The 21,836-nt window shown below is 64.0% G+C and carries 24 protein-coding genes; 19 read left to right on the top strand and 5 right to left on the bottom strand.

Annotated features, from left to right (window positions below; all coding sequences use genetic code 11):
- Window positions 1–16 precede the first annotated feature (16 nt).
- A complete protein-coding gene (locus tag G4Y73_RS04270) occupies window positions 17–1,426 on the top strand; it encodes a deoxyribodipyrimidine photo-lyase (protein WP_164229776.1) in 1,410 nt (469 codons plus the stop codon).
- Here G4Y73_RS04270 and G4Y73_RS04275 read toward each other — a convergent pair.
- Window positions 1,423–2,385, bottom strand: a complete 963-nt coding sequence (locus G4Y73_RS04275; protein WP_164229778.1) for a M15 family metallopeptidase — start codon at window positions 2,383–2,385, stop codon at window positions 1,423–1,425. The genes G4Y73_RS04270 and G4Y73_RS04275 overlap by 4 nt on opposite strands.
- A 95-nt stretch (window positions 2,386–2,480) precedes the next feature.
- Between G4Y73_RS04275 and G4Y73_RS04280 the strand changes: the two genes are divergently transcribed.
- Window positions 2,481–3,050, top strand: coding sequence for a hypothetical protein (locus G4Y73_RS04280; RefSeq protein WP_164229780.1), 570 nt, complete (start codon window positions 2,481–2,483; stop codon window positions 3,048–3,050).
- Here the strand turns inward: G4Y73_RS04280 and epmA are convergent.
- The gene (epmA, locus tag G4Y73_RS04285) at window positions 3,019–3,945 is read right to left on the bottom strand and encodes an EF-P lysine aminoacylase EpmA (RefSeq protein WP_164229782.1); all 927 of its coding nucleotides are present in this window, start codon (window positions 3,943–3,945) and stop codon (window positions 3,019–3,021) included. The genes G4Y73_RS04280 and epmA overlap by 32 nt on opposite strands.
- 15 nt (window positions 3,946–3,960) lie before the next feature.
- Entirely contained in the window at window positions 3,961–5,451 is a 1,491-nt protein-coding gene (locus G4Y73_RS04290; protein WP_164229784.1) for a M48 family metalloprotease, read from the bottom strand.
- A 61-nt stretch (window positions 5,452–5,512) separates the two neighbouring features.
- Between G4Y73_RS04290 and G4Y73_RS04295 the strand changes: the two genes are divergently transcribed.
- The 6 genes from G4Y73_RS04295 (at window position 5,513) to G4Y73_RS04320 (ending at window position 8,837) form a co-directional block, all read left to right on the top strand.
- A complete protein-coding gene (locus tag G4Y73_RS04295; protein ID WP_164229786.1) occupies window positions 5,513–5,869 on the top strand; it encodes a DsrE family protein in 357 nt (118 codons plus the stop codon).
- Complete coding sequence (locus G4Y73_RS04300) at window positions 5,859–6,170, top strand: hypothetical protein (RefSeq protein WP_164229788.1); 312 nt, start codon at window positions 5,859–5,861, stop codon at window positions 6,168–6,170. Before G4Y73_RS04295 ends, G4Y73_RS04300 begins: the two co-directional genes overlap by 11 nt.
- Window positions 6,167–6,511 carry a TusE/DsrC/DsvC family sulfur relay protein gene (locus G4Y73_RS04305; protein ID WP_164229790.1) on the top strand — a complete coding sequence of 115 codons (345 nt, stop codon included), beginning with the start codon at window positions 6,167–6,169 and terminating at the stop codon, window positions 6,509–6,511. The genes G4Y73_RS04300 and G4Y73_RS04305 overlap by 4 nt, the downstream gene beginning before the upstream one ends.
- Window positions 6,512–6,669: 158 nt before the next feature.
- Entirely contained in the window at window positions 6,670–7,362 is a 693-nt protein-coding gene (locus G4Y73_RS04310) for a hypothetical protein (protein ID WP_164229792.1), read from the top strand.
- A gap of 33 nt (window positions 7,363–7,395) precedes the next feature.
- Window positions 7,396–7,656: a glutaredoxin 3 gene (grxC, locus tag G4Y73_RS04315; protein WP_164229794.1), complete on the top strand. Its 261-nt coding sequence runs from the start codon at window positions 7,396–7,398 to the stop codon at window positions 7,654–7,656.
- Window positions 7,657–7,832: 176 nt separating this feature from the next.
- Window positions 7,833–8,837: an isocitrate dehydrogenase gene (locus tag G4Y73_RS04320; RefSeq protein ID WP_164229797.1), complete on the top strand. Its 1,005-nt coding sequence runs from the start codon at window positions 7,833–7,835 to the stop codon at window positions 8,835–8,837.
- Here G4Y73_RS04320 and thiD read toward each other — a convergent pair.
- Window positions 8,834–9,640: a bifunctional hydroxymethylpyrimidine kinase/phosphomethylpyrimidine kinase gene (gene thiD / locus G4Y73_RS04325; RefSeq protein WP_164229799.1), complete on the bottom strand. Its 807-nt coding sequence runs from the start codon at window positions 9,638–9,640 to the stop codon at window positions 8,834–8,836. The two genes, G4Y73_RS04320 and thiD, sit on opposite strands and share 4 nt — an antisense overlap.
- 140 nt (window positions 9,641–9,780) lie before the next feature.
- Here thiD and G4Y73_RS04330 point away from each other — a divergent pair, with 140 nt between their 5' ends.
- The 4 genes from G4Y73_RS04330 to murD all read left to right on the top strand — a co-directional run bounded on the left by G4Y73_RS04330 (window position 9,781) and on the right by murD (window position 14,932).
- Entirely contained in the window at window positions 9,781–10,968 is a 1,188-nt protein-coding gene (locus G4Y73_RS04330; protein WP_164229801.1) for a hypothetical protein, read from the top strand.
- A gap of 137 nt (window positions 10,969–11,105) precedes the next feature.
- Window positions 11,106–12,281: an AI-2E family transporter gene (locus G4Y73_RS04335; RefSeq protein WP_164229803.1), complete on the top strand. Its 1,176-nt coding sequence runs from the start codon at window positions 11,106–11,108 to the stop codon at window positions 12,279–12,281.
- Window positions 12,268–13,620, top strand: a complete 1,353-nt coding sequence (locus G4Y73_RS04340) for an endonuclease domain-containing protein (RefSeq protein ID WP_164229805.1) — start codon at window positions 12,268–12,270, stop codon at window positions 13,618–13,620. The genes G4Y73_RS04335 and G4Y73_RS04340 overlap by 14 nt, the downstream gene beginning before the upstream one ends.
- The gene (gene murD, locus G4Y73_RS04345; protein ID WP_164229808.1) at window positions 13,598–14,932 is read left to right on the top strand and encodes a UDP-N-acetylmuramoyl-L-alanine--D-glutamate ligase; all 1,335 of its coding nucleotides are present in this window, start codon (window positions 13,598–13,600) and stop codon (window positions 14,930–14,932) included. Before G4Y73_RS04340 ends, murD begins: the two co-directional genes overlap by 23 nt.
- Here the strand turns inward: murD and G4Y73_RS04350 are convergent, their stop codons facing one another.
- The gene (locus tag G4Y73_RS04350; protein ID WP_164229811.1) at window positions 14,933–15,931 is read right to left on the bottom strand and encodes a polyprenyl synthetase family protein; all 999 of its coding nucleotides are present in this window, start codon (window positions 15,929–15,931) and stop codon (window positions 14,933–14,935) included.
- 122 nt (window positions 15,932–16,053) lie between these two features.
- Here G4Y73_RS04350 and ssb point away from each other — a divergent pair, with 122 nt between their 5' ends.
- From ssb to G4Y73_RS04385, 7 genes are all read left to right on the top strand, one after another.
- Window positions 16,054–16,491 (top strand): single-stranded DNA-binding protein, encoded by a 438-nt coding sequence (gene ssb / locus G4Y73_RS04355; protein WP_205596473.1) that lies wholly within the window; start codon window positions 16,054–16,056, stop codon window positions 16,489–16,491.
- Between the two features lie 224 nt (window positions 16,492–16,715).
- The gene (gene rfbB, locus G4Y73_RS04360; RefSeq protein WP_164229815.1) at window positions 16,716–17,765 is read left to right on the top strand and encodes a dTDP-glucose 4,6-dehydratase; all 1,050 of its coding nucleotides are present in this window, start codon (window positions 16,716–16,718) and stop codon (window positions 17,763–17,765) included.
- 55 nt (window positions 17,766–17,820) lie between these two features.
- A complete protein-coding gene (locus G4Y73_RS04365; protein ID WP_240451198.1) occupies window positions 17,821–18,003 on the top strand; it encodes a GxxExxY protein in 183 nt (60 codons plus the stop codon).
- Between the two features lie 67 nt (window positions 18,004–18,070).
- On the top strand, window positions 18,071–18,955 hold the full coding sequence (gene rfbA / locus G4Y73_RS04370) for a glucose-1-phosphate thymidylyltransferase RfbA (RefSeq protein WP_164229822.1): 885 nt from the start codon (window positions 18,071–18,073) through the stop codon (window positions 18,953–18,955).
- Window positions 18,952–19,500 (top strand): dTDP-4-dehydrorhamnose 3,5-epimerase, encoded by a 549-nt coding sequence (rfbC, locus tag G4Y73_RS04375; protein WP_164229825.1) that lies wholly within the window; start codon window positions 18,952–18,954, stop codon window positions 19,498–19,500. Before rfbA ends, rfbC begins: the two co-directional genes overlap by 4 nt.
- Window positions 19,497–20,381: a dTDP-4-dehydrorhamnose reductase gene (rfbD, locus tag G4Y73_RS04380; protein WP_164229828.1), complete on the top strand. Its 885-nt coding sequence runs from the start codon at window positions 19,497–19,499 to the stop codon at window positions 20,379–20,381. The genes rfbC and rfbD overlap by 4 nt, the downstream gene beginning before the upstream one ends.
- Window positions 20,375–21,790 carry a mannose-1-phosphate guanylyltransferase/mannose-6-phosphate isomerase gene (locus G4Y73_RS04385; RefSeq protein ID WP_164229831.1) on the top strand — a complete coding sequence of 472 codons (1,416 nt, stop codon included), beginning with the start codon at window positions 20,375–20,377 and terminating at the stop codon, window positions 21,788–21,790. Before rfbD ends, G4Y73_RS04385 begins: the two co-directional genes overlap by 7 nt.
- Window positions 21,791–21,836: the final 46 nt, after the last annotated feature.

The following is a 21,836-nucleotide window of genomic DNA, read 5'->3' on the forward strand; positions in this document are numbered from 1 at the left end:
TGCAACAATGGCGCCCATGACCGATACCGCAATCGTCTGGTTCCGCCGGGATCTGCGCCTGGCCGACAACCCTGCGCTCGATAACGCCCGCCGGCATCATGCGCGGGTCGTGCCCCTGTTCGTCCATGATCCCGAAGCCGAGGCGCCCTGGAGCCCGGGCTCGGCGAGCCGCTGGTGGCTGCATCACTCGCTGGTTGAACTCGATGGTCGATTGCGCCATCGCGGCAGCCGCCTGATCGTGGCCAGGGGCGATCCGCTCGAAGCGATCGAGCGGGTGCGCCAGGTGACCGGCGCCGAGGCCGTCTGCTGGAACCGCTGCTACGAAAAGGGCGCGGTCGAACGCGATCGCGAGATCAAGCAGCGCCTGCACGAGAACGGACTGACGGTTCGCAGTTTCAACGGCTCGCTGCTGGTCGAGCCCTGGAATGGTACCAAGGCCGACGGTGAACCCTATCGGGTCTTCACGCCTTTCTGGAAGCAAGTGCAAAAGCGCTGGATGCCGCTTGTGCAGCATGTCGAACCGCGTGATCTGCAGGCCCCGGCGCGGTGGCCGGCCAGTCTGGAGATCGACGAGCTCGAGTTGCAGCCGGACCATCACTGGCCGGAAAAGCTGACGGCACATTGGTCTCCGGGCGAGCTTGGTGCCCGCCGACGGCTGGAGGATTTCGCTGAACGGGCGCTTGAATACCACGCGGCCCGGGATCGCCCGGATCAAACCGGCACATCGCGACTATCGCCGCATCTGCATTTCGGCGAGATCTCGCCGGGTCAGGTCATTCGCGCCCTCGAGCCCTCCGGCGAACTGCCTGGCGGCAAGGGGCGCATGGTCTTCGCCAGCGAACTGGCCTGGCGCGAGTTCTCGTACCACCTGCTGTGGCATTTTCCGCAAACCAGCGACGAATCCCTCAAGGAAGGGTTCCGGGCGTTTCCCTGGCGCGAGCGCGACGACTACGCCAGCGACCTGGCGGCCTGGCAGCGCGGGCGAACCGGCATTCCGATGGTTGACGCAGGCATGCGCGAGCTGTGGGAAACGGGCTGGATGCACAACCGGGTGCGCATGATCGTGGCCTCTTTCCTGACCAAGAACCTGCTGATTCCCTGGCAGGAAGGGGCACGCTGGTTCTGGGATACCCTGGTCGACGCCGACCTGGCCAACAATACCCAGGGCTGGCAGTGGACGGCCGGCTGCGGCGCCGATGCCGCACCGTACTTCCGCGTCTTCAACCCCGTCCTGCAAGGCGAGAAATTCGACCCGCACGGCGACTACGTCCGCCGCTGGTGCCCGGAATTGGCTAGGCAGGATGCCAATCGCATCCACCATCCCCTGGCCCCCGACGAGGCCAAATCATTCGGCTATCCCGAACCCATAGTCGACCTGAAAGCCACCCGCCGCCGCGCCTTGGATGCCTGGAATTCCATTCGTTAACGAGTGAAGTACCAGTGCCACGGCTCCCAACTGATGCGGTGGCGGTTGTGGCGGGGATAAGATTCCCGAAAGCCGAAGAATCGCGCGTTCGATACCAGCCACTGGTAGGCCTTCGTATGGCCGAATTCCTCGTCCAGTGGCTTGCAGCCGCGTGTGGTGAGATCGACGGCACGGCCGCTGTGATGCTCGCTGTAGCCCGGCGGCGCCGAGACCAGCAGGATTTCCTTGATGGTATGACCCTGATCGAGCTTGCGGCGGAACAGGTTGGCCTGGTAGGCGACGGTGCGAAACCCGGACACGATCTTCAGTTCGAGACCGGAGTTCATCGCGGCCTCGCGCATCCGCTGCAGTGATTCGGCCGCTGCAGGAATGAGTCGTTGCTCACGCTCGAAGATGTCATGGCCGGCATAAATGACTTCGTCGGCTTCCAGCGTCAGCGGCATGCGATGTTCAGGCCCGTAGTGTTCCGGAACGCCCAGCTCGTCGCACAATTCGATCACGCGCACGATGGCTTCGTCGGCCTCCTCGAGCAAATTCTTGCGGATGGCGATGTGTTCAGGGTTATCCCGGTCCGGCACACATTCGTAGCCCAGGGAACGCATGAAGCCCGCCACGCGTTTGCGGGCCTTTCCGGAGAGTACCCGGATGCCGAAACGCAGGGCGTGGTGCTCCAGCGCCTGGAACAGGCGGCGTGGTGTGTCGGGTGAGGCGATCTCAGGGTCAAGATAGCAGGCCAGGATGCAGTGCCTGTCGAGATCGAGTGCGCCAAGGCCGGCCAGCCGCGTGCCGTGGGTGGCCACCAGCAGTGCCCGATCAGGAATGAGCCCCGACAGGTGGGATTCGACATTCTCGCCATGTTCGGCGTTGGCCATCATATCGGGCAATCTGGAGCGAACCAGCTTGGCCAAGGTGCCCACTTCAGAGGTGCGTGCGGGCCGCACCCGGATTGAGTCTTCCATCATTGCTCCGGCAGTTTGTCGGCGCCCTGATGCTCCCGTTCAATCCCCCGCGGAGCTGGGCAAAAGGCTGTTTTCAACGTGCTATATTCTGACACATGTTGCCACGTTTGCCATCGACCTTGCTGCGCACCCTGCCGGCAGGCGCAGCACTGCTTGTGGCAATACTTGTCGCTGTGGCCTGGCCGGCACGCCATGTGCTGTTGCCGCTCTGGCCGACTTCGGTTGATGAATGGCTGCTGGCTGACCCTGAGGGCGGACTCGAACGTGAGTTCGCCGCCGAATCCGTTCCCGGCCGCGACCCCTCGCATGCGCTGGCACGCAACCGCCCGATCAGTCTGTGGCGGGTGGAGATGCGCTCCGGGCAGGTCATCCACTCCTGGCTGGCCGGTGTTCGGGACGCGGAAAGCGGGCAGCTGCTCGCGGCACGGCCCGCTTGGCTGGGCAGCCGGCGCATCGACGGCCCGCTGCCCACGGCCCGGTTACTGGTGCTGATGGGTGAAGACGGAAACTACTCAGAAGTCGAAACCAGTGCGGTGGCGCGCATGTTCCGGCCCAACGAACTGGCCTGGCACGAACGCTTCGACCTGGCGCTCGATCGTTTTCGCGAGATCTGGATCTGGCCCCTGCGGCCGGCTAGCAAGATGCGAATGGCACCACCTCGCTGATCGATCCGGCGCCGGTCCAGGCCATCAGCAGGCGATCGAATCCGACCGCCACACCGGAGCACTCCGGCAATCCCGTCGCAAGGGCGTCGAGCAGTGCCCCGTCGACCGGCATGATCTCCCGTCCGAGTTCATGTCGGAGACGGTTGTCTCGCTCGAAGCGCCGCCGCTGCTCGGCCGGATCGGTCAGTTCCTGGTAGCCGTTGGCCAGTTCGAGCGAGCCGATGAAGACCTCGAAACGCTGTGCCAGGCGTGAATCATCGGGGTCAAGGCGTGCCAGCGCTGCCTGGCTGGCGGGGTAATCGAAAACCACCGTGATGGCGCCATCGGGCAGTTCCGGCTGGATGCGGGTGGCGAACAACCAGTCGAGCAATTGGTCGCGGTTCAGATCCGCCGGTACATTCGGGTCGAGGGCGCGCAGGCTGCCGGTGTCGGCGCTCAGTGCGTTGATGTCCAGGGCGTTCTCAAAGCAGTCGCGCCAGCTTCGGTAGCGGACCTCGCGCGGGGCATCGTCGAGTACCTGAGAGAACAGTTCGACCACTTCCCCGGCCAGTTCACGCCAGCTCCAGCCAACGCGATACCACTCCAGCAAGGTGAACTCGGGATTGTGGAAACGTCCCTGCTCACCGCGCCGGAAGACCGGGCCGAGTTCGTAGAGATCTCCGAGGCCCGCGGCGAGCAGACGCTTGTGGAAGTATTCCGGCGAGGTCCGTAGCCAGCCAGCGGGGTCGTCGGTGGCCACGCTGTCGATTTGTACGTCGGTCACCCCGCATCGGGTCAATACCGGGGTGGTTACCTCGGTGACGCCGCGTTCGGCAAAGAAGTGCCGGACTTGGGCCAGTAGCCGGGCGCGTTCGCGCAGGTGGTCAGGAGTGGCAGTCGGACGCCAGTCGGACACGCCGGACCTCAAGGCTCAGCGATCACGATCGCGCTGGCGCAGTCGCTCGCGTTCGCTCAGGCGCAGCCACTCGGCACGCAGCTGATTGAGGCGTGAACCGATGCGCGAGCGCTGGTAATAGTCGAGGTCTTCACGTTCGATCACACGTTCGAGCTGCACGATGGCTTCCCAGATGCCGCCGCGCATGTAGTAACTTTCGGCCAGCGCTTCGGCCGCCCGCACATGGTCGCCGGCACGGTCGGCGGCGCGCGCGTAGAGTTCGGTTCTGGGCAGATCATCGGGATGATGCTGCAGGTAGTCACGCAGTACCTGGGTGGCTTTTGCCGCCCGCTCCGTGTCGCGTTCATGCATCAGTGTGCGCGCATACTCGATCGTCACCTGTCGGCTGCCGGGGTACTGGCGCATGAGCGACTCGAGTTCGTCGAGCGCCTCGGCCACGCGGCCTTCGTTGACCAGCAGTTCAGCGTGCAGCAGGCGGAAAATCTGGCGGTTGGGGGAAGATTCCAGCAGGGTTTCGACTTCGTCGCGGGCGGCGTCGAGCCGCTGATCACGCATCAGCGTCAGGGCCAGGCCGTAGCGCATGGCATCAGTTGGCCGCTCGCTGCCGGACAGCCGCACGCGGAACCAGAGCTCGGCCTTGGTCGTTTCGGTGGACAGGGCCCGCAGTCGGGCCTGGACGAAATGAAATTCGTCGTCGCCACGTTCAGGTTTCGAGTCGAGCCGCTCGGCCCGGGTGCGTGCCTCGGCAATGCGGTTGACGGTCAACGGGTGGGTACGCAGGTATTCCGGCGGGCCCTCGCCCATCGGTCGGCTCAGGAGGTTGAGTCGTTCGAAAAAGCGGGTCATGCCGTGCGGGTCGTACCCGGCGCGCGCCAGCAGCTGAATGCCGATGCGGTCGGCTTCGGATTCGCTCTGTCGCGTGTAGTTGATCTGGAACTGCTGAGCCAGGCTCATGCCGCCCAGCAGAATGGCCTGGCTGGCGTCTCCGCCGCTGCCGGCCGATGCGGCGGCCAGCGCCAGTCCGATACTGGCCAGCAGGGTGGGCAGGGCGGTGCGTTGCGCATTTTCCATGCCGCGGGCCAGGTGGTCCTGGGTCACATGGGCGATTTCGTGGGCGACCACGCCGGCCACTTCGTGCTCATCCTGGGCGGCCAGCAACAGTCCGGAGTGCAAGGCGATCACGCCCGCGGGTGCGGCAAAGGCATTGATGTTCGGCTCTTGCAGGACGAAGAAGTGGAAGTTTTCTTCGGCGCGGTCGGAATAGGAGACGAGGCGATAGCCCATGTCCACGAAGTAGTCGCGCACCATCGGGTCTTCGACCAGTAGCTCGCTGGCCCGCATATATTGCTCGAATTCGCGCGGGAAGCGACGTTCCTCTTCCGGCGAAAGAATCCGAGTGCTGGTGCCGCCAAGATCCGGCAGGCGAACCGATTCCTGCGCGCCGGCCACGGCACTGACCGCTACAATGGTGCAGCAGAGAAGAAATTTTCGGCAAGTCTGAATCATCGGAGGTTCAGACCGGCTGAAGGCGTCGGGGGTTCACTCACTGGCTGACAGGAACGTGGCTTTGTCGGAAGCGCTACAGTATCACCGAATTCTGCTGGTGCGTGCCCGCCCGGGCTCGTACGGCAGTCGCCAGGCACTGGCCCGGGCCGAGGCCGCGCTGCGCCGGCATGGCGCTCGGGTGCTGGTGTTTTTTCACGGAGCCGGTGTCGATCATGCCGCTGACGATGGGGCCGGTGCTGAATGGCGCCGCCTGGCCGGCTGGCTGGGGGCGCGGCTGGAAGTATGCAGTGGCTCGTGGCGACGGCGGCACGAGTTGGCGCCCGCTGAACCCTTCATGCTGTCCAGCCTGGTCAGCTTCTGGCACCAGGCGCTGGATGCTCCGCAGGTGCTCAGTTTCGGAGACGACCATGCCGGGTGATGTATGGGTCGTCATCATCGACTCGGCGCCGGATGCGGACGACAGCCGGGAGATGCTTGAACTGGTGCTGGCAGGCGCCACGCTCGAGGTGGGGCTGGCAGTCGTTTTCCGTGACGCCGGTCTGGACCTTTTCGATCCGAAACTGTTCCGACCCTGGCGGCAGTTGGTCGATCATGAATTGGCCGATTTGTTCGGAGTCGGCAATGGTCTCGAAGCCAGTTGGCCCACGGGCGTGGCACCGCTGTCCGAGACCAGCCTGAAGCACCTGTGCTCTGAGGCAGCCGGAGTATTGCGACTGTGAGTGATCAGAGTACGCTGCTGTATGTGGCGGGTCGGCCGGTGAGGCTCGATGGCGAGGGCTTTCTGTGCGATGCGGCACAGTGGTTTCCAGAGGTGGCCGAGGCTCTGGCCGAACGCGACGGGGTCCGCCTGGGCGAGGAGCACTGGTGGCTGATCGAATTCGTGCGTAATCAGTACACAACCTACGGCAATCCGCCGCTGATGCGCGTGGTCGTGGCCGAGTACCGCAAACGCCACCCTGACAGCCGCGGCAGCCGCGATCTGTACCGACTGTTTCCGGACGGCCCGGTGCGCGAGGCCTGCCGCTATGGCGGGCTGCCCAAGCCGGATTGGTGTATCTGATCAGTGGTTGCGTGAGAATTGACCGCGCAAACCCGCGCGCAGTAGCCTCGTCTCCAGACTAAAGAAAGTCCTTTCATGGGCGGAGATGGACGATGCGTCAATGGCTTGTTCCCTTCATTCTTGGATTCATTCTGGCTTTCGCATCCGGAGCCCTGGCCGTGTTTACTTCGGCCGAACTGATACTCGGCGATCGCACGCCGCCGAAGCTGCGTATTTGGGACTTTGAGGATCGAACGGGTAGCCCGCCGCTGTATGTGTCCAAAACGGCCACGGAAGCGGATTTCAATGCGTCCACCTTTTATACGCTTATCCCACCCGGTGAGGATGTGCAGACTGCGGCGCTGGGTACGGCGATTCGGCAGGAAGGGTCGGGTGCGGCGGTTGGCGCCACGACCTATGCCGAAAACGAGGGACAGGGCGGCCCTGTCTGGGGGCTCAACAGCATCGCCGTGACCTACAACGGCCATCCAGCCGTCGGCATGGAGGTCAATGGCTTCAATTATTCCGACAAATTTGCCCTGGTGCGTGGCCTTGAAATCATCAACGGCGGCTCCGCGCCGACGGAAGTGGGGCTGAGCGTAATGACCAGCAACGCCCAGCCTGCTGGCAAACCGCGCTACGGCATTGTCCTCGGTGGGCCGGAATTCGGATACAGTGAGCACGCTCCGGCCTCGCGGGCCGGAATCGTGATCGACGCCGTCGATTCCGGCGAAGCGTTACGCATTGCGGCTGGCAATTTCATCACTCTGGATGGTGCTGACGGCCGGATTCGTATGCGCTACAACCCGGACGAGAAGCAGATCGAATTTTTCAATGGCGAGCGCCTGGCCCATGCCATTCCCATGGAGTAGCGCTGCTGCCGGAGTGATGGAAGAGACCTGAATATGCCCCAGAGCGCTGTTTTGATATACGCCACTGCCACCTGTCCGTTCTGCACGGCCGCCCGCAATCTGTTGCGCGACAAGGGTGTGACGTGGACGGAAATTGCGGTTGATGCCGATCCTGACAAGCGGGAAGAAATGATCGAACGCAGCGGCCAGCGCTCGGTACCGCAGATCTTCATCGGCGATGAGCACCTCGGTGGCTTCGACGATCTCGATGCGCTCGACCAGGAAGGCGCCCTGGATCGGATGCTCGGTCTTTAGGTAAAAATTTCAAATTCCAGGCATCAAGTATCAAACAAATTCGAATGACCGAGATTCGAATGAATTAAACGATCAGGTGCTGCAGGCCTGACGGTTGCGAGTGCGATGCCGGGCCGGGATAGGATTTATAATGACCGGCTTGAGTGCAAACGCATGATCACAACAGGAAGAGCAGCGTGACGCAGCAAATCACCGTCATAAGGGGCGACGGCATCGGCCCCGAAATCATGGACGCCACCCTCCGCGTGCTCGACACGATCGGTGCTGGTCTGAGCTACGACTTTCAGCTTGCCGGAATGGCCGCCCAGGAGGAGACGGGAGAACTGTTGCCGCAGGCCACGCTGGAATCGATCGAAGCCAACCGCATCGCCCTCAAGGCGCCGCTGACCACGCCGGTCGGTGGCGGCTTCAAGTCGCTTAACGTCGCCTTGCGCAAGCATTTCGACCTGTATGCGAATGTCCGTCCTGCGATCAGCTTCAAGGGTTCGAGTTCGCGCTATGACAACGTCGATCTCATCACCGTGCGTGAGAATACCGAGGGGGCCTATCTCGGCGAAGGTGCCTGGACGGCACCGGACGACAGCCGTGCCGAGTCCAAGATGGTGGCTACCCGCAAGGGTTGCGAACGGGTTGTACGCTTTGCCTTCGAGTTGGCCCGCCGCGCCGGCCGCAAGAAAGTCACCGTCGTGCACAAGGCCAACATCCTCAAGGATGTCACCGGCCTGTTCCTGCGCGTGGCCCACGAGGTGGCCGAGGAATACGACGATATCGAGAGCAACGACCTGATTGTCGACAATGCCTGCATGCAGTTGGTCATTCGCCCCGAACAGTTTGACGTGATCGTGACCACCAACCTGTTCGGCGACATCATTTCGGATCTCTGCGCGGGGCTGGTCGGTGGCCTGGGGCTGGCGCCGGGCGCCAATATCGGCGACAACGCGGCAATGTTCGAGGCAGTCCACGGTTCGGCGCCTGATATCGCCGGCAAGGGGATCGCCAACCCCTGCGCGCTGATGCTCGGCGCGGCCCAGATGCTCGAGCACATGGGTGACAACGAACGGGCTGCGCGTCTACGCAAGGCCATAGCCGAGGTGATCGAAGCCGGCGACCGCACCACGCCTGATCTCGGCGGCAGCGGCACGACCGAAGGGTTTGCCGACGCAATCTGCGAACGTCTTTAGACGCCCGGATCGAGCTGGCGGTCGGCGAAGGGCAACAGGCCGAGGTCGCCGCGGATCGGCATCCAGCGCCTGCCAATCAGGGTCTGTAGCCACTCGACCGCTTTCGGCACCACTGCGGACAGTTCCTCACCGCGGGCCAGGCCTGCAGTGATCGCCGCCGACAGGGTGCAGCCCGTGCCATGCACCTTGCCTTCGACGCGCTGGTGTCGCAGTCGCTCCCGCGTGTCTGCTGTCACGAACCAGTCTTCGATTTCGCCGGACCGGGCGTGACCGCCCTTGAGCAGCACGGCCCGGCACCCGAGTTCGAGCAGGGCGTCGGCCAGGTGCTCGGCGGGTGTGTCCGCGGGCAATCCGGTCAGGACGGCCGCTTCGGGCAGGTTGGGCGTAACCAGTGCGGCCAGGGGCAGCAGGCGCTCGATCATCACGCGCTCGGCATCGGAGTCGAGCAGCCGCGCGCCGCTGGTGGCGACCATGACCGGATCGAGAACCAGCAGCGGCCGACCCGCGTCGGACCAGCTCCGCGCGAGCGCTTCGACGATGGCGGCATTGGCCAGCATGCCGGTCTTGGCGGCTCGCACGGGCAGGTCGGCGAGCACGGCGTCGAGCTGCCGGGCGACGAAGTCGGCGGAAAAGATTTCCACGGCGTCTACACCCAGGGTGTTCTGAGCGGTCACGGCCGTGAGCACGCTCGCGCCCTCGACCTGCCAGGCGCTGAAGGTCTTGAGATCGGCCTGAATTCCGGCGCCCCCGCAGGAGTCCGAACCGGCGATGGTGAGCGCGCAGAAGGGAGAGTTGTTGTTCATGTGCAACAGTGCAGGATCTCTGAAGGGCCAACTATAACAGGGCTTTGGCGCCGTTCGACCACTTGAGTGGCCCGGGCGTTGTATTTTTGTCATGGGAGGGGGTACACTTGCCCCGAATCCATTGCCAGCGTGCCGGAATCGTGACTCGACGCCTCGTTGCCTCTGCCATCATTGCCCTCGCTTTCTGCGTCGGGCAGCCTGCCCAGGCCAGGACTCACCTGCCGGGCTCGCTGCACATGACGCCGTACGCGGGGCTGGCCTGGTATATGGCCGGATTCGAGCTCGGACCCTGGGAGCAATACCTGCTGCAGGAGATGACGCCGGAGCTGGAACGGCTGGTGCCACGCGAACTGCCGCGCGTGAGCTGGCTGCAATTCGACGATGCCGATATCCTGCCGGATTTTGCCCTGCCGTTGATCCGCTCGCGCGACTCGGTGCCACTGTCGCTGTCTTTCCGACAGTCTCGTGTCGGCCTGCTGCTCGATGACTCGCTTGGGCGGGTCCTGCGCGATACCCGTCGATTCGAGCAGTCGCTGGTCATGCCGGGGCTGACGCATCGCGTCTCGGACAACAGTGCCCTGACCGTCAGTGCGGTGCTTGCCAGCCAGCGTTACGGCGTGGCCGACATGAACCTGGATACCGCTGACCGGCTGGTGAATGTCTCCGATCCGTACCTCTGGTTCGATCGGGGGCGTACCGAGGTGTCGCATGGCACCGGCCTGCGTTTCGCGCTCAGCAGCGAACTGACTGCGGGTGTGCGGCTTGAGGCGGCCTTTCAGTCGCGCATCAACATGGACGAGTTCGCCAGCATGCGCGGTATTCACGGCGCCAGTGCAGAACTCGACATTCCGCCGCGTGCCCAGGTCGGCCTGGAGTTTCACACCACCAGCCGTTCCTGGCTGAATCTGGGTGTCTCGCAGATCTTCTACAGCGATATCGGCGCCTTCCCGAGCCGCTCGTTGCCGGCACGCTTCACGGCGCTGCTCGGCGACCGCAACAGTCCGCACTTTGCCTGGAACGACCTGACCGTCTACAGCATGGGCTGGCGCTGGCAGGCCGCCGATGATGTCGAACTGTTCTTCGACTATCGCACGCGCACCCAGCCCAAGCCGACCGCATCGACCCTGGCCTCCGCGCTCGATCCCGAACTGGCCAGCAATGCGCTGTTGGCGGGTGTGTCGAAGAGCGTGGGAAGCAGCAGCCGACTGCATTTCAACGCAGCCTATGCGCCGCCCGAGTTCGCCTTTGGCGGCAATCTCCTGGGCGTAGTGTCCGACAAACTGGATCAGGAACTCGAGGTCCAGGCCATGTTCAGCCTTGCTTTCTGACTGCCCGGCGAAACAATCGATTTATCCCCGCTGCTACAACACTCCTGACCGATACGGCGCCCGGTGACCTTCTTGCGGGGGAGGCCACCGGGCGGGGCTTCTGAATCCAGAGGCGCCCAAGCCCGTATAATTTATCCATGATCGCGCGCGTCAACGAGTGGTTCAGACGGCATTTTTCCGATCCGCAGGTGGTGATCCTCGCCCTGTTCCTGCTGCTCGGCGTGCTCGCTGTTGTCCTGTTCGGACGAATGCTGGCGCCGGTGCTGGCCAGCCTCGTTATCGCCTACCTACTCGAAGGCGGTGTCCAGCGGTTCGAGCGCCTGGGCCTGCCGCGCCTGATCAGCGTGATCGGTACGTTTACGGCGTTCATGGCGGCGCTCGTCTACCTCCTGTTCGGGCTCGTGCCGATGCTCACCCGACAGATCGCCGCGATCGTGCGCGACCTGCCGAGCTATGTTGCACTGGCCCAGGAATGGGTGGCGACATTGCCCGAACGCTATCCACAGTTCGTGGCCCCGGCCGGGGGAGAGTCCGAGAGCGCGCAGGTTCCGGCCGATGGCGCGGAGTTGGTGGCCGAGGAAGTCGAGCGTGAGACGGCGCTGATCTCACAGGATCAGCTTTCCAGCCTGCTCGATAATCTCGGCACCGAGTTGGTCAACTACGGCGCCAACCTGGTGTCTTTTTCCGGTGTGATGAGTGCGGTCAACCTGCTCATCTTTCTGGTGCTGATGCCGGTGTTGGTGTTTTTCTTCCTCAAGGACAAGCATCAGCTGATCGCCTGGGTCAGCCAATACATGCCGCGCGACCGGGCGCTGGTGACCAGTGTCTGGCAGGAAGTCGACGCCCAGATCGGCAATTACGTGCGCGGCAAGGTACTCGAGATCCTGATCGTCTGGGTCGTCACCTACGCAGTGTTCACGCTGTTGAACTTGCCCTTCGTGATGCTGCTGTCGATGCTCGTGGGGTTCTCGGTGATCATTCCCTACATCGGCGCCGCTGTGGTGACCGTGCCGGTTGCCCTGGTGGCGCTGGTGGCATTCGGGCCGACTGCACCGTTCTGGTACGTCCTGATCGCCTACGCCATCATCCAGGCGCTCGACGGCAATGTGCTGGTGCCCATCCTGTTTTCAGAAGTCGTCAATCTTCACCCGGTCGCGATCATCACCGCCGTGCTGGTCTTTGGCGGCATCTGGGGCTTCTGGGGCATCTTCTTCGCCATTCCGCTGGCGACCCTGGTCAACGCGGTGCTGCGAGCCTGGCCGCGCTTCGACCTGGATGAGCTCGAAGCGGAAGCGGACCATGCCGAAGACTGAGCCGGCTGGGCGGGTCGGGAAATGGCGGCGCGAGGACAGTCGCGTCTTTCGTTTCGTCGACCGCCATCTGGACCCCGTTTCCGGAACCATCCGACTCGACTACGAGCTCGACGGGATTGCGCTTGTCGAGCGCTTCAGCCTGCCGGTCGAAGGGCAAGCAGCGGCTTGCGAAGCCGCGCTGGCGCCAGCCCTGGACCTGCTGCACTGGATTGCCGGCGTCAGCTACTGGAAGGCCGGCTGCCCCGATCGTATCGAGTTTGCCGGCCGCCGCCCCGAGGCCTGGCAAGCCGACTGGCTCACCCGCGTTTACCGTGAGGGATTGGCGGAATTCGCCTGGCACAATGGCCTCGATCCGTTCGCATGGCCGCTGTTCCAGCCGGGCCCCGATGAGCCCAACGCACCGGCTGCGGTTCCTTGCCCCTTGCCCGAGCGAACGCTGCTGCCCATGGGCGGCGGCAAGGACTCCCTGGTGGCGCTCGAGCGCCTGCGTGCCCTGGGCGATTTGCCCGTGACGGTCCAGGTCGGCCAGGCGGCGCTGATCGGGCAGGTGGCCGAGGCCGCCGGCAGCCGGCACCTGATGATTCGTCGCAGCGTCGACCCGGTCCTGGCCGAACTCAACCACTGCGGCGCCTTCAACGGCCATGTGCCCATTACGGCCATCAATGCGGCGGTCCTGACCGTGTTTGCGCTTGTGGCCGGGTTCAAGCGCATCGTCTTCGCCAACGAGCGCTCGGCCGACGAGGCGACGCTCATCGAACAATCGGGGCGTGCGGTCAATCACCAGTTTTCCAAGTCCCTGGCCTTCGAGACCCTGTTCGGCGACTGGCTCGAGCGCTGCATAACGCCCGACCTGGCGGTGTTTTCGCTGCTGCGCCGCGATCGCGAGCTGGCCGTCTGTCGCGAGTTCGCCGGTCTCGAGCGCTACCACCGCGTCTTTTCCTCGTGCAACCGCAATTTTCATCTCGACGGACCGCGTACGGATCGCTGGTGTGGGCACTGCCCGAAATGCCACTTCGTCTTTCTGGCCCTGGCGCCGTTCATGTCGCCGCATGCCCTGGCCGACATCTTCGGCCGTAACCTGCTCGATGATGAAACGCAGCTCGACGGGTTCCGCGCGCTGTTGGCCCTCGACGGCGCCAAGCCCTTCGAGTGCGTCGGTGAAGCCGACGAGGCGAGGGCGGCCCTGGCCGAGCTGGCGGTCGATCCGCAGTGGAAGTCATGCTGCGTGGTGGCGCGCCTGGCGCCCGAACTTGATGCACTGAACATACCCTCGGTCGAACAGCTTTGCCGGCCGGGTCACGATCACAGGATTCCCGATGCGCTCCGCGCCGACGATTGAACGCCTGGGACGAGGCCGCATTGGCGTGCTGGGCTTTGGCCGTGACGGCCAGAGCGCGATCCGGGCGTTTCGTTCACGGCTCGGTGATCCGGACCTGACCGTGCTGGTCGAGTCCGGCGAGGCCGGTACCGACCTGCCGCTCATCCACGGCCCGTTCGACGAGCAGCTGCAAGCCTTCGATGTGCTGATTCGCTCGCCCGGCATTCCGCTCCGGCATCCGGCGCTGCTTGCCGCCAGACGGTCGGGTGTGGAGATCGTCAACCCGGCCTCGATCTGGCTGGCCGAACGGGGCGCGGACATGACGGTCGTGGGCGTGACCGGGTCCAAGGGCAAGAGTACGACTTCGGCCCTGCTGGCGCATCTGCTGCGCCATGCCGGAAGCGAAGTGCTGCTGGGCGGCAACATCGGCGTACCGCTGCTCGATCACCTCGAAACGGCCGCCGAGGTGGCGGTGGTCGAACTGTCGAGCTATCAGTTGGCTGACCTGCAGGGACGCTTGTCGATGGGCCTGATCACACGGCTGTTTCCCGAGCACCTGGACTGGCACGGGAGCGAGGCCGACTACGTGGCCTGCAAGCTGCGCCTGGCCGACTGCCTCGATGGCGAACCGTTGCTGATCAACGCGACCGACGAGCGCCTGGTCGCGGCGACAGAACATCTTGCGGGTCGCGTACTGGCCAACCGGCCACCCTGCATCCACCGTGACCAGGATCTGCTCAGGCTGGGTGATCGTGTGCTTTGCCGGCGCGAAGCCATGCCGATCATCGGCCGGCACAATCTCGACAACGCGGCGCTGGCACTCGAGGCCGCGCGCCGGCTCGGTCATTCGGCAGACGAGCTGATCGGCGGGCTGGCAGACTTTCATGCCCTGCCGCACCGCCTGCAGCCGATCGGCGAGGTCGACGGCATTCGCTGGATCAACGATTCGATCTCGACCAGCCCGTATGCCACGTTGGCGGCGCTCGAGGCGCTCGAGCCCGCCGCCGCCGTGCTGATCGTCGGTGGCCTGGACCGGCGTCCCGACTGGCAGACCGTGATCGAACGCTGCCGGGAACAACCCCTGCGGGCGCTGATTACGCTGCCGGACAATGGCCCGGGGATTGGTATGGCTTTTCGACAGGCCTTGCCGGAACTGGAGATTCGGTCAGCCGATTCGATGCAGGAAGCTGTCACGGCCGCCGCCGGGCTGGCCCGTCGCGGCGACGTGGTGCTGCTCTCGCCGGGTGCACCGAGCTTCCCGCATTACAAGGATTTCGAGGATCGGGGGCGGCAGTTCACCGCGGCGGTGAGGGCGCGCTCCGGCGGGGCGTGATCAGAGCCGGCGTTCGACCGCATAGGCGGCCAGCCAGGCCAGGGCCCGTCGTTCCGGGGAGTCGGGCAGGGCCTTCAGGGCCTCGTCGGCGCGCGCGGCCAGGCCCCGTGCCTGTGCCATGGCCTCGTCCAGTGCATCGGTCCGGTCCAGGATGGCCCGAACCTCGTCCAGGCGTTCGCTTCCACCCGATTCGATGATCCCGCGAATCAGTTCGCGTTCGCTGTCGTCGCCGTGTTCCAGCGCCAGGATCAGGGGCAGGGTCACCTTGCCCTCGGCCAGGTCGTCGCCCGCATTCTTGCCGATGTCGTCGCCGGCATCGCGGTAGTCGAGCACATCGTCGGTGATCTGGAAGGCCTGGCCCAGATACAGGCCGAACTCGGCCAGGCGATCGCAGCCACTCTCGTCGAGACCACCGAGCAGGCCGCCGAGCCGGGCGCTGGCCGCGAACAGGCAGGCGGTCTTGTCGGAGATCACCTGGAAATACTCGTCGACGCTCAGGTCCGGGTTACCCATCTGCATCAGCTGCAACACCTCGCCTTCGGCGATGGTATTGGTGGTGTCGGCGAGGATGTTCATGATCGCCATGCGGTCCAGTTCGACCATCAGCTGGAAACTGCGCGAGTAGAGGAAGTCGCCGACGAGCACCGAAGCGGCATTGCCCCACAGGCGGTGAGCGGTGACCTGGCCGCGTCGGCGTGAGGACTCGTCGACCACGTCGTCGTGAAGCAGGGTCGAGGTGTGGATGAACTCGATGATGGCGGCCAGCTTGACGTGATCGTCACCCGCATAGCCGGCGGCCCGGGCACACAACAGGTGCACCAGGGGGCGCATGCGTTTGCCGCCGCCGCTGATGATATGACTGCTGATCTGATTGACCAGCACGACGTCCGAGGACAGCCGGTCGACGATCAGGCGATCGACCGCCTCACGATCGGCCCGGGTCAGTTCCAGGATTTCGTCGAGGCCGGTCGGCAGCGCATGCGCGGTGGAATCGTTCATGGCCGACAATTATACGGGTCGATTTCCTTCACCGTGTCGGGGGATTCTCCCGGCGGCCAGCCGGCGGCGCTATGCTAGACTTCTGCGCATTCTTCCAGTCAATGCAAGGAGAGGCCCGCATCATGGCCCGAGGTATCAACAAGGCGATTCTGATCGGCAATCTTGGCGCCGATCCCGAAACCCGGCATACCGCCGGCGGCAATGCAGTGACCAACATCCGTATTGCCACGTCCGAAGCCTGGCGCGACAAGCAGACCGGCGAACAGCAGGAGCGCACCGAGTGGCACCGCGTCGTGATGTTCGGCAAGCTCGGCGAGATCGCCGGCGAGTACCTGCGCAAGGGTTCCAAGGTCTACATCGAAGGCCGCATCCAGACCCGCAAGTGGCAGGGCGATGACGGCCAGGACCGCTGGACGACGGAGATTGTCGCCAACGAAATGCAGATGCTCGACAGCCGCGGTGGCGGCAGCGCGCCGTATGACAACAATAGCCCGTCGGGCAACGACAGCGGCCCGCCCAGCGACAACAGTGGCGGCCTGGAAGACGATATTCCGTTCTGATTCGCGTCTTGGGTTAATCGCGAATCCGGGAACCACGGAAGGCACGGAAAGCACGGAAGACTCGAACGGAATCTATTCCGACATAATTCGAGCGCAATCAACCTGGCCATAGAGCGTGCCCGGAGACGGAGTGATGCCCGAATTTCTTCCGTGATTTCCGTGTCTTCCGTGGTTCCATTCATGATTCGAGCCGTGGTTCCATTCATCATTCGAGCCGTAAACCAATGAGCACGATTCTTGTTACCGGCGGGGCTGGATTCATCGGCGCCAATTTCGTCCACCACATGCTGGGCAAAGCCGACACGCGGGTGGTCAATCTCGACCTGCTGACCTACGCCGGCAATCGCGAGTCCCTGGCCGGCCTGCCGGACGATCGGCACCTGTTGGTCGAGGGCGATATCTGCGACGGGCAACTGCTGCGGCGCCTGCTCGACGAGCACCGGCCCGAGGCGATCGTGCATTTCGCCGCCGAAAGCCACGTCGACCGCTCGATCGATGACCCGGGCGCTTTCATCCGCACCAACGTTGTCGGCACCCAGACCCTGCTTGATGCCGCGCTGAATTACTGGCAGGGCGGGGCGAGTGACTTTCGTTTCGTGCATGTCTCCACCGACGAGGTCTATGGCACGCTCGGCCCGGATGAGCCCGGTTTTACCGAGACGCATCGGTACGCGCCCAATTCTCCGTATGCCGCTTCCAAGGCGGCGGCCGACCACTTGGCGCGAGCCTGGCAGCGCACCTACGGCCTGCCGGTGATGATCACCAACTGCTCCAACAACTACGGCCCGTTCCAGTTTCCCGAAAAGCTGATTCCGCTGATGTTGATCAATGCCCTCGAAGGCGAAAAACTGCCGGTCTACGGCGACGGCCAGCAGCGCCGCGACTGGCTGTTCGTCACCGACCACTGTCGGGCCATCGAGCGCGTGCTCGAAGCCGGCAAGGCCGGCCGCGTCTACAACATCGGCGGTAATGCCGAGATGGCCAATCTCGATGTCGTACACCTGCTCTGCGACCTGCTCGACGAGCGCGTACCCGGCAAGCGACCCCGGCGTGAGCTGATCGAGTACGTCACTGATCGCCCCGGCCACGACCGCCGCTACGCCATCGATGCGACCCGCATCCGCGACGAACTCGGCTGGGAACCCTCGGTCGACTTCACCGAAGGCCTGGCCCGGACCGTCGACTGGTACCTCGAAAACCGCGACTGGTGGCAACGCATCCGCGACGGCCGCTACCGCTCAGAGCGGTTGGGCGTGTCGCGGTTGAAAGATTGAAAAGAATAATTGTCCACAGATGAACACAGATGGACACAGATTTGAAAAAGACCTTATGTCTGTGGAGCCTGACTTTCTGGTGGAAGATCAACTGATTGTCGAGATCAAGGCGGTGAAGGACTTGTCAGGCGAGCATCAGTCCCAATTGTTGAACTACTTGAGGGCAACCGGACTTGATGCCGGTTTGCTTGTCAATTTCGGAAAGCCACGGATACAGGTCAAACGCCTTGTTAATTAATATTTTTGTTTTTCATCTGTGTTCATCTGTGGACAAATAGGTTTTAGATTTTCAGGACAATGACTGAATGAACAGAAAAGGCATCATCCTGGCCGGCGGCTCCGGCACTCGGCTCTATCCCCTGACGCAGGTCATCAGCAAGCAACTGCTGCCGGTCTACGACAAGCCGATGGTCTACTATCCGCTGTCGACCATGATGCAGGCGGGTATTCGCGAGATACTGATGATTACCACGCCGCACGAACAGGCCCTGTTCAAGCGCCTGCTCGGGGACGGCAGCCAGTGGGGTATCGAGCTGAGCTATGCGGTGCAGGATGAGCCGCGCGGGCTGGCAGATGCCTTCATCATCGGCCGCGATTTCGTCGACGGGCATCCCTCCTGCCTGATCCTGGGCGACAATATCTTCCACGGCGGTGGCTTGCGCGAACTGCTGCGACGCGCCCATGAGCGCGAACGCGGAGCGACGGTATTCGGCTACTGGGTCAGCGATCCGGAGCGCTATGGCGTGGCCGAAATCGATGCCGCGGGCCGGGTGTTGTCGCTGGAGGAAAAGCCCGAGCGGCCGAAGTCGAATTACGCCGTCACCGGCCTGTATTTCTACGATGAGCGCGCCTGCGATTTCGCCGCCGGGCTCGAACCCTCAGAACGCGGCGAGCTGGAGATCACTGATCTCAATCGCTGCTACCTCGAGACCGGCGAGCTGACAGTCGAGCGCATGGGCCGCGGCTACGCCTGGCTCGATACCGGTACGCACGCATCGCTGCAGCAGGCGGCCAGCTACATCGAAACCCTGGAGTCGCGCCAGGGTCTGCGCGTGGCCTGTCCGGAAGAGATCGCCTTTCGCCAGGAATGGATCACCACCGAGGAGCTCCTGGCCCTGGCCGAGCCCCTGACCAAAAGCGGCTACGGCGACTACCTGCGCATGATCGCGCGCACGAGCGATCCGTCATGAAGGTCAGCGACACCGACCTGCCGGGCGTGAAACTGATCGAGCCGCGTGTATTCGGTGATGAGCGCGGCTGGTTCCTCGAAACCTGGCGGGCCGAGCGTTATCGCGAGCACGGTATCGGAGCGGATTTCGTGCAGGCGAACTGTTCGCATTCCGGCCGCGGCGTGCTGCGCGGCCTGCACTACCAGTGGCCCGAGCCGCAGGGCAAGCTGGTCTGGGTTTCCAGCGGGCACGTGTTCGACGTGGCCGTCGATATCCGTCCCGAGTCCGCCAGCTTCGGACGCTGGACGGCGATTGAGCTGGATGCCGAAAGCCATCAACAGCTCTGGATCCCTGAAGGTTTCGCCCATGGTTTCCAGGTACTGAGTGAGACGGCCACTTTCAACTATCTGTGCACGCGGCCCTACCGCGGCGAATTCGATGCCTCGATTGCCTGGAACGATCCCGAGATCGGTGTCGAATGGCCGCTTGAGCCGGCCGGGCTTTCGGACAAGGACCGGGCCGCACCGCACCTGGCCGCGATCGAACGCGACCGCCTGCCGTCGTGACCACCCTGTTGCTCGGTGCCAACGGCCAGCTCGGCCGGCACCTGCGCGCCGAGATCGCCGGCATGGCGACCTGCGCGCGCAGCCAGGCCGATCATGCGCTGGACCTTTCCGACATCGAAACCGCGTCCCGGCTTCTTGATCGAATTCAGCCGGAAGTCATCGTCAATGCCGCCGCCTGGACGGCGGTGGATGACGCCGAGGATCACGAGGATCAGGCGTTTCGCCTCAACCACGATCTGCCGGCCGCGCTGGCCGAATGGTGCCGTCGCCACGAGGCCCTGCTGGTGCATTACTCGACCGACTATGTGTTCAGCGGCCAGCCAGGGCGGCCCTGGCGCGAAGACGATCCGGTGGCGCCGGAATCGGCTTATGGCCGCAGCAAGCTCGCCGGCGAGCAGGCGATTGCCGCCAGCGCTTGTCGGGCCCTGGTGTTGCGCACCGCCTGGGTCTACAGCGCCCTGCCGGGAAATTTCGTCTCGGCCATTCTCAAGCGCGCTGGCGAGGGCCAGGACCTGAAGGTCGTAGCCGACCAGACCGGATCACCGACCTGGGCCGGCACCCTGGCGCGTGCCACCAAAGCGCTGCTCGGCCAGGCCGACCAGATCGAGCGACCACAGCTGATGCATGTGACCGGGCAGGGCGCGGTCAGCTGGCACCAGTTGGCGTGCCTCGCCGTGCAGATGGCCGCTGAGCGTGGCATTATCGAGCGTGCAGTCGAGGTCGAGCCGATCGGCAGCGACCAGTGGCCGCAGAAGGCCCGCCGTCCGGCCTGGTCGGTGCTCGACGGCGGCCGCTTTGAACACTTCACCGGCAAGCGCCTGCCCGACTGGGATGCGGCGCTGGCCGAGTGCCTGGAGCAATGGAGCGAAGCCCAATGCTGATACCCGTAATCATGTCCGGCGGCGCCGGTACCCGGCTGTGGCCGGTATCGCGCAAGGCGCATCCCAAGCCGTTCATGCGCCTGGCTGACGGCCAGACCCTGGCCGCCAGCACCATCCGGCGGGCACTGGCCGTGGCCGATCAGCCGGTCACGTTGACGGTCACGGGGCGCGATTACTATTTTCTGACCCGCGATGAATATCAAGCGGTCGACGATCAAGCCGACTACCGCTTCCTGCTCGAGCCCGAGGGCCGCAACACCGCGCCGGCGATTGCCGCAGCCGCGCTCTGGGCGGAGCATCATTACGGCCCCGAGGTGCGCCTGCTGGTCATGCCGGCCGATCACCTGATTCGCGATCAGGCGGCATTTGCCGAGGCGGTCGCCCATGCCGAGGCGCTGGCTGCCGAAGGGTGGTTGACCTGCCTGGGCGTGACGCCAACGCATGCCGAAACCGGTTACGGTTATATCCGCCTGGGCGATGAAATCGGTATGGACGGGCGCGAGATTCGTGCCTTCGTTGAAAAGCCCGACGAGGACACCGCACGACGCTACTACGAGTCCGGTGAGTTCCTGTGGAATGCCGGGATGTTCTGTTTCCGCGCCGATGCCATCCTGGCTGCGCTGGCGGCCCACGCCGGCGACATCCTGGAGCAGGTGCGCAACACCTGGTCCGAAACCGACCCGAATAGCGCGCCGATCGAGCTCGATGCCGCGCGCTTCGCCGATGTGCGCGCCGAGTCGATCGACTTTGCGGTCATGGAAAAGGCCGAGCGCCGGGCCGTCGTGCCGGTGGATTGCGGCTGGAGTGATATCGGGTCCTGGCAGGCGATCAGCGATCTCTACGAAACCGACGCGCTGGGCAACCGCGTTCAGGGCGAAGCGGTTCTGATCGATGCGCGCAACACCTTCGTGCAGGGCGACAAGCGGCTGGTAGCGGCAGTGGGCGTGGACAACCTGGTCATCGTCGATACCGGTGATGCCGTGCTGGTAGCCAGCCGCGACCGTGCCCAGGAGGTCAAGGCAGTGGTCGAGGAATTGACCCGCAACCAGGACGAGCTGGCGGTGTTTCACAAGACCGTACATCGTCCCTGGGGCAGTTTCACCGTGCTGGAGGACGCCGAGGACTGCAAGGTCAAGCGCCTTGTGGTCAGGCCCGGTGGTGTACTGTCGCTGCAGCGCCATCAGCACCGCAGTGAGCACTGGACGGTGGTCTCCGGCCAGGCGAAGGTGCGTGTCGGCGATGACGAGCGGATCTACGGCGCCAACGAAACCGTGGAGATCCCGGTCGGCAATCTTCATCGCCTGGAGAACCCCGGCAGTGATGATGTGCATATCATCGAAGTGCAGACCGGAACGTATTTCGGCGAGGACGATATCGAGCGGTTGGAAGACGTCTACGGACGAACCTGAAAACTTCAAATTCGAAATTCCAAGCACCAAGTACCAAACAAATTCA

Source organism: Wenzhouxiangella sp. XN201 (assembly GCF_011008905.1).
Classification (GTDB): Bacteria; Pseudomonadota; Gammaproteobacteria; order Xanthomonadales; family Wenzhouxiangellaceae; genus Wenzhouxiangella.